Origin of the sequence: Brochothrix campestris FSL F6-1037 (genome assembly GCF_000525915.1) — a bacterium.
In the GTDB taxonomy this organism is placed as follows: Bacteria; Bacillota; Bacilli; order Lactobacillales; family Listeriaceae; genus Brochothrix; species Brochothrix campestris.
In genome coordinates this window covers 1-13,333 of sequence record NZ_AODH01000001.1, presented here as the reverse complement: position 1 = coordinate 13,333, position 13,333 = coordinate 1, and the positions used below count along the sequence as shown (strand labels likewise).

At 38.6% G+C, this 13,333-nt stretch carries 13 protein-coding genes and 2 pseudogenes; 4 read left to right on the top strand and 11 right to left on the bottom strand.

The features are described 5' to 3' along the window. Positions 1 to 77: 77 nt before the first annotated feature. Positions 78 to 1,667: an ABC-F family ATP-binding cassette domain-containing protein gene (locus tag BCAMP_RS00075; RefSeq protein WP_035312716.1), complete on the top strand. Its 1,590-nt coding sequence runs from the start codon at positions 78 to 80 to the stop codon at positions 1,665 to 1,667. Between the two features lie 312 nt (positions 1,668 to 1,979). Here BCAMP_RS00075 and BCAMP_RS00070 read toward each other — a convergent pair whose 3' ends face one another. From BCAMP_RS00070 to BCAMP_RS00050, 5 genes and pseudogenes are all read right to left on the bottom strand, one after another. Next, a complete protein-coding gene (locus tag BCAMP_RS00070) occupies positions 1,980 to 2,561 on the bottom strand; it encodes a DNA-3-methyladenine glycosylase I (RefSeq protein WP_035312713.1) in 582 nt (193 codons plus the stop codon). Between the two features lie 234 nt (positions 2,562 to 2,795). Continuing rightward, positions 2,796 to 4,472 (bottom strand): ribonuclease J, encoded by a 1,677-nt coding sequence (locus tag BCAMP_RS00065; protein ID WP_035312712.1) that lies wholly within the window; start codon positions 4,470 to 4,472, stop codon positions 2,796 to 2,798. Between the two features lie 18 nt (positions 4,473 to 4,490). Next, a complete protein-coding gene (gene dapA / locus BCAMP_RS00060; RefSeq protein WP_035312710.1) occupies positions 4,491 to 5,384 on the bottom strand; it encodes a 4-hydroxy-tetrahydrodipicolinate synthase in 894 nt (297 codons plus the stop codon). Positions 5,385 to 5,402: 18 nt separating this feature from the next. Then, on the bottom strand, positions 5,403 to 6,617 hold the full coding sequence (gene dapG, locus BCAMP_RS00055) for an aspartate kinase (protein WP_035312708.1): 1,215 nt from the start codon (positions 6,615 to 6,617) through the stop codon (positions 5,403 to 5,405). Between the two features lie 30 nt (positions 6,618 to 6,647). Then, positions 6,648 to 7,689, bottom strand: a pseudogene (locus BCAMP_RS00050) (aspartate-semialdehyde dehydrogenase). A gap of 377 nt (positions 7,690 to 8,066) precedes the next feature. Between BCAMP_RS00050 and BCAMP_RS00045 the strand changes: the two are divergent. Both BCAMP_RS00045 and BCAMP_RS00040 read left to right on the top strand, forming a co-directional pair. Then, positions 8,067 to 8,501 carry a hypothetical protein gene (locus BCAMP_RS00045; protein WP_035312706.1) on the top strand — a complete coding sequence of 145 codons (435 nt, stop codon included), beginning with the start codon at positions 8,067 to 8,069 and terminating at the stop codon, positions 8,499 to 8,501. Positions 8,502 to 8,624: 123 nt separating this feature from the next. Further along, positions 8,625 to 8,900 carry a GNAT family N-acetyltransferase gene (locus BCAMP_RS00040; protein WP_035312704.1) on the top strand — a complete coding sequence of 92 codons (276 nt, stop codon included), beginning with the start codon at positions 8,625 to 8,627 and terminating at the stop codon, positions 8,898 to 8,900. Between the two features lie 410 nt (positions 8,901 to 9,310). Here BCAMP_RS00040 and BCAMP_RS00035 read toward each other — a convergent pair whose 3' ends face one another. The 6 genes from BCAMP_RS00035 to BCAMP_RS00010 all read right to left on the bottom strand — a co-directional run bounded on the left by BCAMP_RS00035 (position 9,311) and on the right by BCAMP_RS00010 (position 12,624). After that, on the bottom strand, positions 9,311 to 9,781 hold the full coding sequence (locus BCAMP_RS00035; protein WP_035312701.1) for a hypothetical protein: 471 nt from the start codon (positions 9,779 to 9,781) through the stop codon (positions 9,311 to 9,313). Next, positions 9,768 to 10,403 (bottom strand): ABC transporter ATP-binding protein, encoded by a 636-nt coding sequence (locus BCAMP_RS00030; protein ID WP_035312699.1) that lies wholly within the window; start codon positions 10,401 to 10,403, stop codon positions 9,768 to 9,770. Before BCAMP_RS00030 ends, BCAMP_RS00035 begins: the two co-directional genes overlap by 14 nt. Further along, positions 10,385 to 10,891, bottom strand: a complete 507-nt coding sequence (locus BCAMP_RS13660) for a stage II sporulation protein M (protein WP_035312697.1) — start codon at positions 10,889 to 10,891, stop codon at positions 10,385 to 10,387. The genes BCAMP_RS00030 and BCAMP_RS13660 overlap by 19 nt, the downstream gene beginning before the upstream one ends. A 28-nt stretch (positions 10,892 to 10,919) precedes the next feature. Beyond that, positions 10,920 to 11,663 carry a hypothetical protein gene (locus BCAMP_RS00020; RefSeq protein ID WP_035312695.1) on the bottom strand — a complete coding sequence of 248 codons (744 nt, stop codon included), beginning with the start codon at positions 11,661 to 11,663 and terminating at the stop codon, positions 10,920 to 10,922. 356 nt (positions 11,664 to 12,019) lie between these two features. Next, positions 12,020 to 12,301: an uberolysin/carnocyclin family circular bacteriocin gene (locus BCAMP_RS00015; protein ID WP_051456746.1), complete on the bottom strand. Its 282-nt coding sequence runs from the start codon at positions 12,299 to 12,301 to the stop codon at positions 12,020 to 12,022. Between the two features lie 104 nt (positions 12,302 to 12,405). Continuing rightward, positions 12,406 to 12,624, bottom strand: a complete 219-nt coding sequence (locus BCAMP_RS00010) for a helix-turn-helix domain-containing protein (protein WP_035312693.1) — start codon at positions 12,622 to 12,624, stop codon at positions 12,406 to 12,408. 230 nt (positions 12,625 to 12,854) lie between these two features. Here BCAMP_RS00010 and BCAMP_RS00005 point away from each other — a divergent pair. After that, a pseudogene (locus BCAMP_RS00005) lies at positions 12,855 to 13,333 on the top strand (transposase family protein); the annotation flags it as partial.

Sequence of the window (13,333 nt, the reverse complement as noted above, 5' to 3'; positions counted from 1 at the left end):
AGATTGATTTTACTTGCTTTTGTTGATATAATAGAGTTTATGGAATAAAAACGATATGAAAGAGGGTAACAAAACAGATGACAATCACAGTAAGTAATGTCGGACTGCGTTTTTCTGACAAAAAACTATTTGAAGATATAACAATGAAATTCACACCAGGTAACTGCTATGGCCTTATCGGCGCAAACGGTGCTGGAAAATCAACATTCTTGAAAATTCTTTCAGGTGAAATTGAAGCACAAACAGGCGATGTTCATATCACTCCAGGTGAACGTTTAGCGGTTTTAAAACAAGATCACTTTGAATTTGAAGAGCACCGTGTGCTTGATGTTGTTATTATGGGGCATCAAAAATTGTACGCAATTATGGAAGAAAAGAATGCTATTTATATGAAAGAAGATTTTACTGATGCAGATGGTCTTCGTGCCGCTGAACTTGAAGGTGAATTCGGCGAAATGGGCGGTTGGGAATCTGAATCAGATGCAGCAATCCTCTTAAAAGGCTTAGGTATTTTACCCGGTGATCACGATAAGTTAATGAAAGAACTTGACGGTGGTGGCAAAGTGAAAGTTTTACTTGCTCAAGCACTATTCGGTAAACCTGACATTTTACTTCTCGATGAACCGACTAACCACTTGGACTTAAAAGCAATTATGTGGTTAGAAGATTTCTTAGCTAATTTTGAAAATACTGTTATTGCAATTTCGCATGACCGTCACTTCTTAAACCAAGTATGTACGCATATTGCCGATTTAGATTACAACAAAATCAAATTATTCGTTGGTAACTATGACTTTTGGTATGAATCAAGTCAATTAGCACAACGGATGTTACAAGATGGCAACAAGAAAAAAGAAGAAAAAATCAAAGAATTAGAAGCCTTTGTTGCGCGTTTCTCAGCCAATGCTTCGAAATCAAAACAAGCCACTTCTCGTAAAAAAACATTGGATAAAATTACGCTTGATGATATTCAACCATCGTCACGTCGTTACCCATTTATTCGTTTCCAAGCAGACCGTGAAGTCGGCAATGATATTTTACAAGTATCTGGTCTTTCAAAAACAATTGATGGCGTGAAAGTGTTAGATAACGTATCATTTACACTCGATCGTGACGATAAAGTTGCGTTTGTCGGCAATGATTCTTCTTCTTCTGCCCTTCTCTCTATTTTAGCTGGCGATATGGAACCAGATGAAGGCACGTTTAAATGGGGTGTTACAACTTCACAAACATACTTTCCGAAAGACAACACTTCTTTCTTTGAAGGTTCAAACCTTAACTTAGTTGAATGGTTGCGTCAATATTCACCTACTGAAGATGCCGAATCATTTTTACGTGGGTTCTTAGGTCGTATGTTATTCTCTGGTGACGAAGTACTAAAAAAAGTACGCGTTTTATCAGGGGGCGAAAAAGTACGTTGTATGCTAAGCCGGATGATGCTTTCAGGTGGAAATACATTGCTGCTCGATGAACCAACTAACCACTTGGACTTAGAATCAATTACAGCCTTGAATGATGGTTTAATGGACTTTAAAGGCGTTATGCTCTTTATCTGTCACGATCATCAGTTTACACAATCATTAGCTAACCGCGTGATTGATGTAACACCAGGTTCATTCTACAACAAAAAACAATCTTACGATGAATATTTAGAAACACAAAAATAAAAAGTAACTAAAAAGGGTAACGACATTCACTGTCGTTACCCTTTTTAGTTACTCAGAGACAGAAGATAAACGTTGTTCTAATTCGTCAATAGTGGATTATCATCGGTACACTCACCTTAAATCTTTATATTTCCGACTAGAATGAAGATGACTCGTTAGCGTCGCTAGCAAAGCACTTGAAATACACGAGCTGTTAGCTGATTGAACTAGAAAAGATAACAGTATCCTATCCAGTCTAATTAAACCACCTTAACTACAACTGTAAGTCCCATGAAAGTTAACACGCTTAGAATCGCTCTCACCCACTTAACTCTAGGCATTAAGAGGCTCTTTTTGATACGATTGATGGTAGGGGCACGTCGTTAAATGGTCATCAACAAATCCAGTCGCCTGTAAGAATGCATAAATAATCGTCGGTCCGATAAATGAACAGCCTCGTTTTTTGAGGTCTTTACTAATAGCCTTTGATTCAGCGCTCTCATTTGGTAATTCGCTCATTTTTTGCCACTCGTTGACGATTGGTACGACACTAAAAAAACCTCTGAAATACTGTTCAATCGAGCCATATTCGACAATGATTTGTTGTAAGACCCGTGCGTTTTTTCGCACTGAATAAATTTTGAGTTTATGACGAACAATCGCCGTATTTAAACGCGCCGCCTCTAATTCTTCGTCGCTTAACTGTGCACAGCGTTCAAGGTTAAAATGGTGAAATACCTTACGATAGCCCTCACGCTTATTTAAAACAGTTCGCCATGATAGACCCGCCTGAGCTCCTTCCAAGGTCAGAAATTCAAAATAACTTGCATCTGTTTTAGCTGTATAACGGCCCCATTCTTCATTATGATAAAGGGTCATTTCAGCGTGTTGTTGCGCCCAGTCACAAATTGTCATCTTCGCATCCCTACTTTCGATTGATGGTGTTAAAATAAAAAACAGTGGCCTAAAGGCACACTGTTTTTTTGTTTGGATTCATTATTACTTAAATAAAGTTGTTGCCACTTTTATTGTTATCTAGTTTTAACAACTAACAGCTTTTAAATTTCAAGCACGCCTAAGCGACACTATAAAGTCGCAGCGGCCTGCTCTCCAATTTAAGCGCTGTTAACCAAGTTGTTGCCACTTTTATTAATTAACTTCCATAATTACCGGTAAAATCATCGGACGACGGCGTGTTTGTTCGAATAAGTAACGGTTTAATTTATCACGAATTGCTTGTTTAAGGTTAGCCCATTCAAAGTTTTTATCTTCTAATGTTTCGATGACAATTTTTTCAGCCATCTTTGTTGCAGCCTCGATTAAAGCTTCTGATTCGCGCATGTAAATAAAGCCACGTGACATCATTTCAGGACCAGAAACAATCCGTTTTTGACGACGGCTAATCGTTACCACAACAATGAAAATGCCATCTTCTGATAACAATTTACGGTCGCGCAGAACGATATTACCGACATCGCCCACACCTAAACCATCAATTAAAGTATTACCTGAATAGACGCGGCTACCCATTGCGAATTTTTCATCCTTGTACTCAAGAATATCGCCTTTGTTGATAATGAAAATTTGGCTGTTATCGAAGCCCATTGTACGTGCGATTTTTGTATGTTCAATTAACATGCGGTATTCACCGTGAATTGGCACGAAATATTTGGGTTTAAGTAAGTTCATCATCATCTTCAGTTCTTCTTGGCTCGCATGACCTGAAATAAAGATATCTTTTGAGAAAGTTGTCACAATCGCATCATTACGATAGATTAAATCAACCGTTTTCGCTAAGATTGTTTCCGTTGCAGGATCAGCTGTTGCACCAATAAAGACCGTATCGCCAGGACGAACGTTGACTAAACGATGTGCTTGTTTCGCCATTTTATTTAATTGGCGAATCGGCTCACCTAAGTGACCGCTTTCGATAATGACTAATTTTTCATCAGCAATCGTGTCAATTTCTTTAATCGGAACAATCATGTCTTCATCTGCAACAACAAGTTTATTTAACTTCGCAGAAACAGTTACGACACGTTCTAACTCTTTTCCAAGAATAGCTACTTTACGGTGTGTCGCAGCCGCTGCGTCAAATACCTGTTGTAAGCGACTCACATTTGATGCAACGACAGCTACAATAATACGCGCTTTCGCTTGTTTAAAGCCTTTTAACATTTCTTGGGCTGCAACTGCATCACTTGAAGTGTAACCTGGGTGTTCAGCATCTGAACTATCAGACAGTAAGGCAAGCACACCTTTTTCACCAATTTTAGCAATTTGACCAAGGTCTGTTTGATAGCCTTCGCGCGCTGATTGATCGAACTTGAAATCCCCTGTATAAACAATCGCGCCATCTGCTGTATGTAACACGATCCCAATTGAATCCGGGATTGAGTGTGTTGTCGCAAAGAACGATACATTGATTTGTTCAAAAGATAAACGCGAACGCGCATGTACCACATGGAAACGGTTGTATTTTAAATCTTTATGCTCTTTAATCGCTGCACGTGCGAGGGCAACAGTTAGTTCTGTTCCGTAAACGGGAATATTATTGATTTTTTTCAACAAGTAAGGCAATGCCCCAATTGCATCTTCGTGACCGTGTGATAAGAACACAGCCTTAATACGGTCTTGGTTTTCTTCTAAATACTTAATGTCGGGTATTACAACATCAATTCCTAATAATTCATCTTCTGGAAAACGGAGGCCGGCATCTAAAATAAAGATATCGTCATTCACTTCCACTACATATAAATTTTTACCTAATTCTGCTACACCACCGAGAGATAAAATTTTGATGTTTTCTACTGGTTTGATTGTCAAAATATACCCTCCTTTCGCCTATTTTATTTGTGTGTATTGTTGTTGAAATGCTGAAATCACTTGCTCAATTTGGTCAGCTTCTTCAGCTGTTACTGCAACAATCGGTAACCGTGGTTGACCGGTTGCAATGCCTTGTTTATTAAGCCAGAACTTCACTGGTGCTGGACTAGGAACGCTAAAGCATGCGTTAATAACGGGCATGATGTCATGATGATAACGACGCGCTGTTTCAATGTCACCTGCATCAAAGGCTGCGAGCATTGCTTGCATTTGCATGCCAGCGATATGCGATGTGACCGAAATCACGCCAGCACTGCCGACTGCATATAATGGTAAGGTCAATGCATCTTCGCCACTGTAAATCTTCATTTTATCGCCAACGCGTGCGTGCAACTGTGAGAGCATGCTAAAATCAGCTGTGCAATCTTTGAGCGCAACGATGTTAGGAATATCCGCTAGTTTAACGAGGGTTTCTAAGTCAATTTTAACAACAGAACGTCCTGGTATATTATAAACAACCACCGGTAAGTCGGTTGCTGCTGCAATGGCTTTATAATGTTCATAAATCCCTGCTTGGCTGGGTTTGTTATAATATGGAACGACTGCTAGAATACCATCAGCACCTAAATGTGAGACTTCTTTTGTAAAGGCAACAGATTCGGCTGTGTTGTTTGAGCCGGCACCTAGAATTACGGGCACACGACCATTTACAGCATGGATTGCGTAGCGGTATAAAGCGAGCTTTTCAGCGTGACTTAAGGTCGCTGATTCTCCCGTTGTACCACCAACAATAAGGCCGTCAGATCCGTTGTCAATTAAATAGTTCACAAGATTTTCTGTTAAAGCTTCATTCACCTTGCCTTCAACATCAAATGGTGTAACCATTGCGGTCATGACTTTTCCAAATTCCATCTGTGATCCTCCTCTAATTTAGCTTGTTTGATTAAAAATATCGTGCAATGAGTTTGCAGCTTGAATCATGTTCCCTTCATCTACCAAAACCCATAATGTATTCGTATTTGATTTCGATTGTAAAATGCGAATGTTTTCTTTATTTAAGGCCGTCAGAATCGTTTGTGAGACATCATCCATATGACGATGTTCAATACCCACTACTGTAATTTTAGCACATTTTTCACGGATTGTGGCGACATTTCCTTGATTGTTTAAGACATCGGCAATTAAGTGACGACGCACATCAGGTACACTGAATAATAATTCAGTCGCTGTTTCGTTGATAAAGCTTGCATTGACACGATTTGCGGCCAATAAGTCAGCTAAGGTCTCAGCCGATAACGCGGCCGTTTTTGTGACCGTAAACTGACAGAGATTGTTAATATGTGTCACACCACAGAACAACGCGTGCGACTGAGCCGCCTGTTTTTGCTCAACTGGTGAAATATCTGTAATTAACGTTCCTTCATTTTGCGAATAGGTTGAACGGACACGCATCGGAATTTTACCGCGGTTTGCGGTCGAAACCGCGCGCGGATGAATCACCTTCGCGCCTTCTGTTGCCATTTGCATCACTTCAGTATACGTTATTTTATCGAGTTGTTTAGCACGTTTAACGACGCGTGGATCGGCCGTCATTATCCCTTCAACATCGGTGAAAATATCAATAAAGTCAGCCTTAACAGCCACGCCTAACGCAGCTGCTGATGTATCGCTTCCACCTCGACCTAGTGTTGTAATGTCACCGCTATGAGTGGCACCTTGAAAACCAGCCACTACGACAACGTCGGCGCCGTTTTTTAACTCATGATAAATCCGTTTTGGATTAACGGTCAGGATATCGGCATTTTGGTGATTATCATCAGTTAAAATACCCGCTTGCCCCCCTGATAAAGCCGTTGCTTTAATGCCTGCCTTTAGTAGCATATCGGCAAACACATTGGCCGATATTAACTCACCTACTGATAACAGCATATCTTGTTCCCGTAACGATAGCGCCGTATTAGGGCTATCGATTAAGCTTAGTAATGTATCGGTTGCATACGGATCGCCGGTGCGACCGATGGCTGAAACAACAACGACTGACTGATAGCCTTTCTTTAAGGCGGATTGAATATGCCCAATAGCAAGATGGCGCGACTCTGCCGTTTTGACAGAAGTCCCCCCAAATTTTTGTACAATAAGCTTCATACGATCAATACTCCTTGTGGTCGACACCAATTAAATAATGTTTAACGCTACGAGACGCTCCGCAATTTGAACAGAGTTCCATGCCGCCCCTTTAAGTAAGTTATCTGAAACCACCCACATGTGAAAGCCTTTAGGTTCGTCTAAATCGCGACGGACGCGGCCGACAAAGGTTTCGCGTTTATCTACACAGTCTAATGCTTGTGGGTATGTTTGCGTTGCGGGGTCATCTTGTAAAACGATACCAGGTGCATCTTTAAGCGACGCTTTAATATCAGCCGCACTGACACCAGCTTCGTCGATTTCAAAATACACAGACTCAGAATGACCACGTGAAATCGGGAGACGTACACAGGTTGCTGCGACTTTAAGGCTTGCATCGCCCATGATTTTTTTTCGTTTCATTAATCATTTTATGTTCTTCGTACGTGTAATCGTCTTCACCGAATACATCGATTTGCGGTATCGCATTAAAGGCGATTTGATAATGTTTTTTATCACCGGCAGATGGTAAAATAGTTGCTTCAACTGGCTCGTTGTTTAAGACGGCCTGTGTTTGTGTATATAATTCATCAATTGCTAAATTCCCTGCCCCTGAGACAGCTTGATACGTTGAAACAATCACACGTTTCAAACCATATTGTTGACGAATCGGTTCAAGGGCTGCAACCATTTGAATCGTTGAACAGTTCGGGTTAGCGATAATGCCATGATGCTGACGAAGAGCATCTTCGTTAACCTCTGGAACGACGAGTGGCACATCTTCTGCCATTCGATAGTGACTTGTATTGTCAATCACGATTGCACCACGTTTAACAGCCTCTGGTGCTAATTCAGCGCTGATTGAGCCACCGGCACTAAAAATAGCAATATCAATTGCAGTGAAACTCTCCGGTGTTGCTTCTTCAACGATAACCGGTTTCCCTTTAAATGACAAAGTTGAGCCCGCAGAACGAGGTGACGATAAAAATTTAATCGTTGCTATCGGTAAGTCGCTTTGTTCTAATTGTAAAATAATTTGTTCCCCTACAGCGCCAGTTGCACCGACGACAGCTACATTATATAATTTTGTCATTTTGTTAGTCCCCTTTTGAGTTCAATTTAATTGATATATTAATACCCCCTATTATACTTGTGTTTAACGCGTCTGTCATCTGTTTGAAAGCGAATACTTTAAATTTAATTGGAATAAATCATTGTCGTAGCACTATTTTAGCGAAATGTCTGTTTTTTCTGACAAAACTGGCGGCTGCCAAAATAAAATATACGAAGATTCTAGCTATCTTTTTATCCCCTTTAAAAATACAAGTAACTAAGGTCGGTAGTGTGTCAGTCTATCACATTACGCTATAAGACTATTCCAGCAATCGTTGACGGCTTAAAAACACCATGTTACGCTTTTTATGTAAGTTCTCACGCTGAGAATTTAACACTCGAAGGGAGATGATTTTGATGAAACACTGTAAGTTCGTTGTTGCCGCACTGATTGCGTTAGCCTCGCTTCCTCTCCTCATCAGTCATACTGCCACTGCCGCTGTCACTCACAAAGGACCTGTTCAGGTCGAACAGCAACCGTTTGATGTTGGTTATTTCTCAGATCATTATATTTATAATACACCGCATCGGGTTGATCCGGTGCCCCGCGAAAAATTATTCGCGAACATGCCACTTGAATTAAACATCAATATCAACTCTGCCGGCGAACGTTTACTCGCGCGAGCAATGGTGCCTGGTCTACCAACTTGGACCGGACCTTGGATTGAAATCACGCTAGGCAGCGTCTCGTTACCGAATATGATTCCAGCCGGTACGTTTGTAAATGTTGAAGTGATGACGATTAGCAACCTTAATTCCACCCGGATTTCTGGATCATGGTACCATAATTAAGCCCAAGTTAACGCTAAACAGCAATAGCTTTCAGGCAAAAGGCACTCTCTGATAATCAGCATAATTGCATCGCAGGCCCTTCTTCCTATAAAATAGAATTAAATTCACTTGGAGGTGCTTACGATGAAATTAGTTGAAGAACCATTACGTTTATTTGCGAACGACGAACACGGCCACTTGAAAGCCGAGGTGACCTTAATAGCAGTTAATGATAACCTATGGTCACTCAACCATACCTTTGTGCATCCTGATTTACGAGGCCAAGGTATCGCTGAAGAACTTGTTGCTGAAGCTGTTGCAAAAGCACGACGTGAAAAGAAAGCGATTGTGCCAAGTTGTTCATTTGCCAAGGTTCAATTTGAGCGTAAGCCTGAATATGCCGATGTGTGGCATAAATAGTACAAAAGAAACCGTTCATCCTGCTCTCATAGGTTGAACGGTTTTTTATTAGCAATAGTTAGTTTACATAACTTAATTATTGTGCACCGTATTACTAACCGCCCCCCCCTTCGTTTTTCAACAGCGAAATTGTTAGTTTGAGTTGAAACAATCTGGTATCTCTCCTTCCATGTTTCAGATAGTTGGGCTGACCCTAATCATTTCCCTCCTTCTTTTAGACTAATTCGAGTATGACAAGTGCCACTGTAAAGATAAAGCGACAATTATGTCGCCTCTAGCAGTTGCTTGCGTAAAGTGACGAGCTTCTATCCATCGCTATCGCGCTTGGCACTTAGTAACAGACAGTATTCAATCCAACTTACGCTTGTTATAGTTTTATTTCTGGTCCCCAAATGACTAATGGGGTCACATTAATTAGCATATGAATAAAAAAAAAGCAATAAACTTGTCTGTAATGAGTGCTTTCGCTTAAATGAACTTAAAAGAAAAGTAATAGCCAACACAAATGACTGACAGATTGTGAGTACTAGCGGAAAAAACGTTTTGAAAATTAAATATGCCCAAATACCGATTAAATGACTGACTGATAATGCGACGACTAATGAAAAAAATAAAGCAGTGCTCTCATGTTTCAGCAGTACAGTTATCACTAAATAGTACATGCCATACATCACGCAAAAACTAACAATTGTATAGAGCAATACACTAATAATCTCAAATAAATTGTACTGTAATTGCGTCAAATTAAATAAACGTTTCATATCAACTATGAACGGAACTTTATCTTGGTAGAATTTTCTTGCTTCAAAGTATAAGATTAATTGCGATAATGGAACGATTGAAAAGAGCAGAAAACGCGCAAAGTTATCACTTTTTTTCATCTAAATCACATCTTCCACACTTTAAATCAACTAAGTTTATGATTCTCAATTCTGCTTGTAAAAATTTTTGGGCTTGATCGGTGTGTGAAACAATGATGATAATCGCGTCGCTTGTTTTAGTTATTTCCAAAAGTTTTTGAAATATCATTGCTTGGCTTATTTGATCGATGCCATTCATCGCTTCATCTAATAATATTAATGTCCACTTGATTGGAAGGAACAGCAAACTCAGTCCGACCTTCATTTGATTACCGATTGAACTCGAGACATATTGCTCCATTAAATAGCGTTTCTCGTTTGAATATAAGTTTGTGGGGCATTTTTCGACCGAAAACGGACAGCCACATAGATAAGCTGCCAAGGCAATGTTGTCTCGGATAGATAAAAATGGCACACCGATACCATGATGGTCTAACAATAAAATCTCTTTGTCGGTTATTCCTTCAATCAATCCATCATAGGAATGGTCGATTCCTGCTAACATTTTTAGTAATACTGATTTCCCACTGCCATTTTCACCTTTTAAATGATATAAACCTGGTGAGAATACATAAGATAATTTATCAAAAAGAACCCTGTCATTGAATGTCTTTGAAATGTTAGTCACATAAATAATTTCCATCCACTCCCTTCTATTATTCCGGAAAGGATTGTTGCTAAAATTGTGAGCATCAAATAATACCGATTGTCTTTGAGGAAACAAATGATGGGCGTTAATTGTTGCTTCTGCCAGAATTGAATCATCATTTTCCATGCTAAAAATTGATAGAAAATAACAGTTGGCATTTCGATTAACCCATGAGGTAATAAATAATATAAAGTCATGTCCAAACCAGTCAAATGAATAGCTAATCCAATCGAAAAACTGATTAGCAACCAATTAATGCTAATTGTTAATGCACTAATAGGGAATGTGAGTAGCGTCATTATTAAGTGAAAGAGATTGTGCTTTATTATTTCATAGCTAAACTTCACACCATAAGCAGGTGTTGCCAACGGAATATTACTATCCATCCTTTTAAAAAAAAGGACAGTTAAAAAGACAAGAACAATGTTGAAGATTAGTATTATCACAGTAAACTTAACTAATTCTTTACGTTCTATTTTCATAAAAACACACCCAAGTTAAAAGTGATTGTCAAAAAAAGGGCTTCCAAATATAGTTGCGGCTGTTTTTTTTTCGTTCTAAGATGATTTTAAGCGGTAACTGACAGAAATAAACGATTAACAGCCATAGCCAGATTGTTCCAATAACTACTAATACCAGTCCATCAACAATCATGAAATACAACGAAAAAAACAGCGTAATATATGACAACGTAAGTGGTATCACTCTCCAAAAGTAAACGCCATAGATTATTTTTTTGCTTACAGACGCGCTTGAAGCAGCTAACCAACTAATTCGACCGATACTTTTGTTTTTATTTTCCAACAACGACTGATTAAAACCATCTGCATCGATAATCATAATGAGAACAACTAAGGGTAAGAGCGGTAGCCTTAACGTGAAATAATGAGATAACGTCATATAGCCAGTGAAAATAATGCAATAAAAAAAGAAGCTTTTTTTTTGGTAGTATAGAACACTCATTAAATAAAGGGTACTTAAAAAGCGAACATTAAGTCGCTTCGTTTCTTTCTTGCGCCGATAGACATAAGGATGATAATGATTAAAAATAACAGAGCCAACGATTACTGAAAGTAAAAAACAACCAATTGACAATAAAAAGTCATTAAAAAACAACAGTGAATGAACGCATAAAACAAGGAACACACGGAAAACAGTTAACGGTGTATATTGAATAATTGGCAGTAAAAGCCAGCCAGTTAGTAGAAAACAACTTAAGTTGATTATTGCTAACACATCAGTATTAAGCATCATTACTATAAAACTACAAATGAAATAGCAAGTGAATACTAATAGAACATCATTTACTCGAATAAAACAGAAACACAGATATTTCCAGTAACGTTTTTTATGACATATATAAGCCAAAGGCATTTTCCGTAATAATTGTTTTAAAAAAGGCAGTTGATATGAATAAAAAAGCACTGTCATAATATAATGCATGTGTGTGACATGATTTTTAAAAAATGATGAAATAAGCAAGAGTAAACAGCCCATCAGTAGACTACTACAGAGAAACATTTCAAATAACGGAAAGGCTATCACTTCTTGCTTTTTAAGATAGCGTTTATACCATTTTTCTTTGATGAAATGATAGTATCGCATTTAACTTACCAAACAGCTGCTTGTTTTTTTCCATATTTTTTAATCAAAATTTTAGCAGCTGCTAAAATAACAACACCCCAGCCAAATGAGCCACCGACGATTGCGATAATCGCCCAAATAGAACCTGTACCACTGGCAATTTCTATGATTTGAACAGCTGCTACATGTGAAATGCCGAATTGAGCTGCCAGGCTAACAGAGGGCAATGTCCCGCTAAATAATAGTCCGATTAGGATCACGATTAGCAGTGTGATAAAACATTGGGTCACTCGTTTTTGGATAGTCATTAAAAACTCCTCCTCCTTTTTTAGTTAAGTTACCTAATAGCTAAACTACGTAACCTACCTTTAATTCTAAATTAACAGTTTATTTCTCCTTAGTAAATAGACAGTTATGTCTCCTCTGAACCAAGTTGTTGCTTGAGAACAGTGACTACCTCCGCGACATCGATATCAAGTTTGTCGATCAGTAGGATGAACAAGTCTAACGATGGCAGCGACTGATTGTTTTCAATTCGTGATAATTGACGGACACTGCAACACTGTTCACTAACGGTTGTTTGAGATAATTTAGCTACTTTGCGCGCTGCTTTGAGATAATCACCTAACATTGCTCTCCTCTCCTTCGCGTTCTTTGTTTTTTTACCTTCTATAGTATAACCTAAACAGCTTTTGGGGAACTAAGGAGAACATAAAAAAGCCCCTGAATTAAAATGGTTCTATAATTTATGGTGTTGGTGAATTTTCACTGATGCCTTTTTTTTTCGCAAAAAAATAGCAACATTTTCAAAATCCCTATAATATTAAGTCACCACAACAAATTTATAAGGGGGATTCGACAATGTCAGCTATCACTTTTAATAATATCGCGCATTCCTCTGGAATTACAGATGAAACTATTTCTTTTCCAAAAACATGGTGTTTAACTCAGTTAATTAAAGGTGTTTTAAGCACTTGTTATTTTGGCACACTCTCTTACATACACTCACGGTGTGCGAATTGCGGCTTTAATAATAAAACAGTTAAACTCATTAAACACGGAACTAAACTATCACGTATCACACTCCCTAAAACAAATAACCTTCCAACCTATCTCTTTTTAAAGAAGCAACACTTCTTATGTAAAGGATGTAAAACAACCTTTATCGCTTCAACTTCGATGGTAAAACGAAATTGTTTTATCTCCAAACGTGTCATCCAAACACTAGCTGCCGAAGGGCAGTTTATTACTTCTGAAAAAGATATCGCTTTTAGACAGAGTGTTTCAACAACTACTGTTAATCGTGCTTTACACCAATGGTCTCCTCAATTCAAACCGAA

Excerpts from the sequence above, each read along its gene's own strand:
- BCAMP_RS00075 (WP_035312716.1), top strand. The coding sequence starts at position 78 with ATGACAATCACAGTAAGTAATGTCGGACTGCGTTTTTCTGACAAAAAA.
- BCAMP_RS00070 (WP_035312713.1), bottom strand. The coding sequence starts at position 2,561 with ATGACAATTTGTGACTGGGCGCAACAACACGCTGAAATGACCCTTTAT.
- dapA (WP_035312710.1), bottom strand. The coding sequence starts at position 5,384 with ATGGAATTTGGAAAAGTCATGACCGCAATGGTTACACCATTTGATGTT.
- dapG (WP_035312708.1), bottom strand. The coding sequence starts at position 6,617 with ATGAAGCTTATTGTACAAAAATTTGGGGGGACTTCTGTCAAAACGGCA.
- BCAMP_RS00045 (WP_035312706.1), top strand. The coding sequence starts at position 8,067 with ATGAAACACTGTAAGTTCGTTGTTGCCGCACTGATTGCGTTAGCCTCG.
- BCAMP_RS00040 (WP_035312704.1), top strand. The coding sequence starts at position 8,625 with ATGAAATTAGTTGAAGAACCATTACGTTTATTTGCGAACGACGAACAC.
- BCAMP_RS00035 (WP_035312701.1), bottom strand. The coding sequence starts at position 9,781 with ATGAAAAAAAGTGATAACTTTGCGCGTTTTCTGCTCTTTTCAATCGTT.
- BCAMP_RS00030 (WP_035312699.1), bottom strand. The coding sequence starts at position 10,403 with ATGGAAATTATTTATGTGACTAACATTTCAAAGACATTCAATGACAGG.
- BCAMP_RS13660 (WP_035312697.1), bottom strand. The coding sequence starts at position 10,891 with ATGAAAATAGAACGTAAAGAATTAGTTAAGTTTACTGTGATAATACTA.
- BCAMP_RS00020 (WP_035312695.1), bottom strand. The coding sequence starts at position 11,663 with ATGATGCTTAATACTGATGTGTTAGCAATAATCAACTTAAGTTGTTTT.
- BCAMP_RS00015 (WP_051456746.1), bottom strand. The coding sequence starts at position 12,301 with ATGACTATCCAAAAACGAGTGACCCAATGTTTTATCACACTGCTAATC.
- BCAMP_RS00010 (WP_035312693.1), bottom strand. The coding sequence starts at position 12,624 with ATGTTAGGTGATTATCTCAAAGCAGCGCGCAAAGTAGCTAAATTATCT.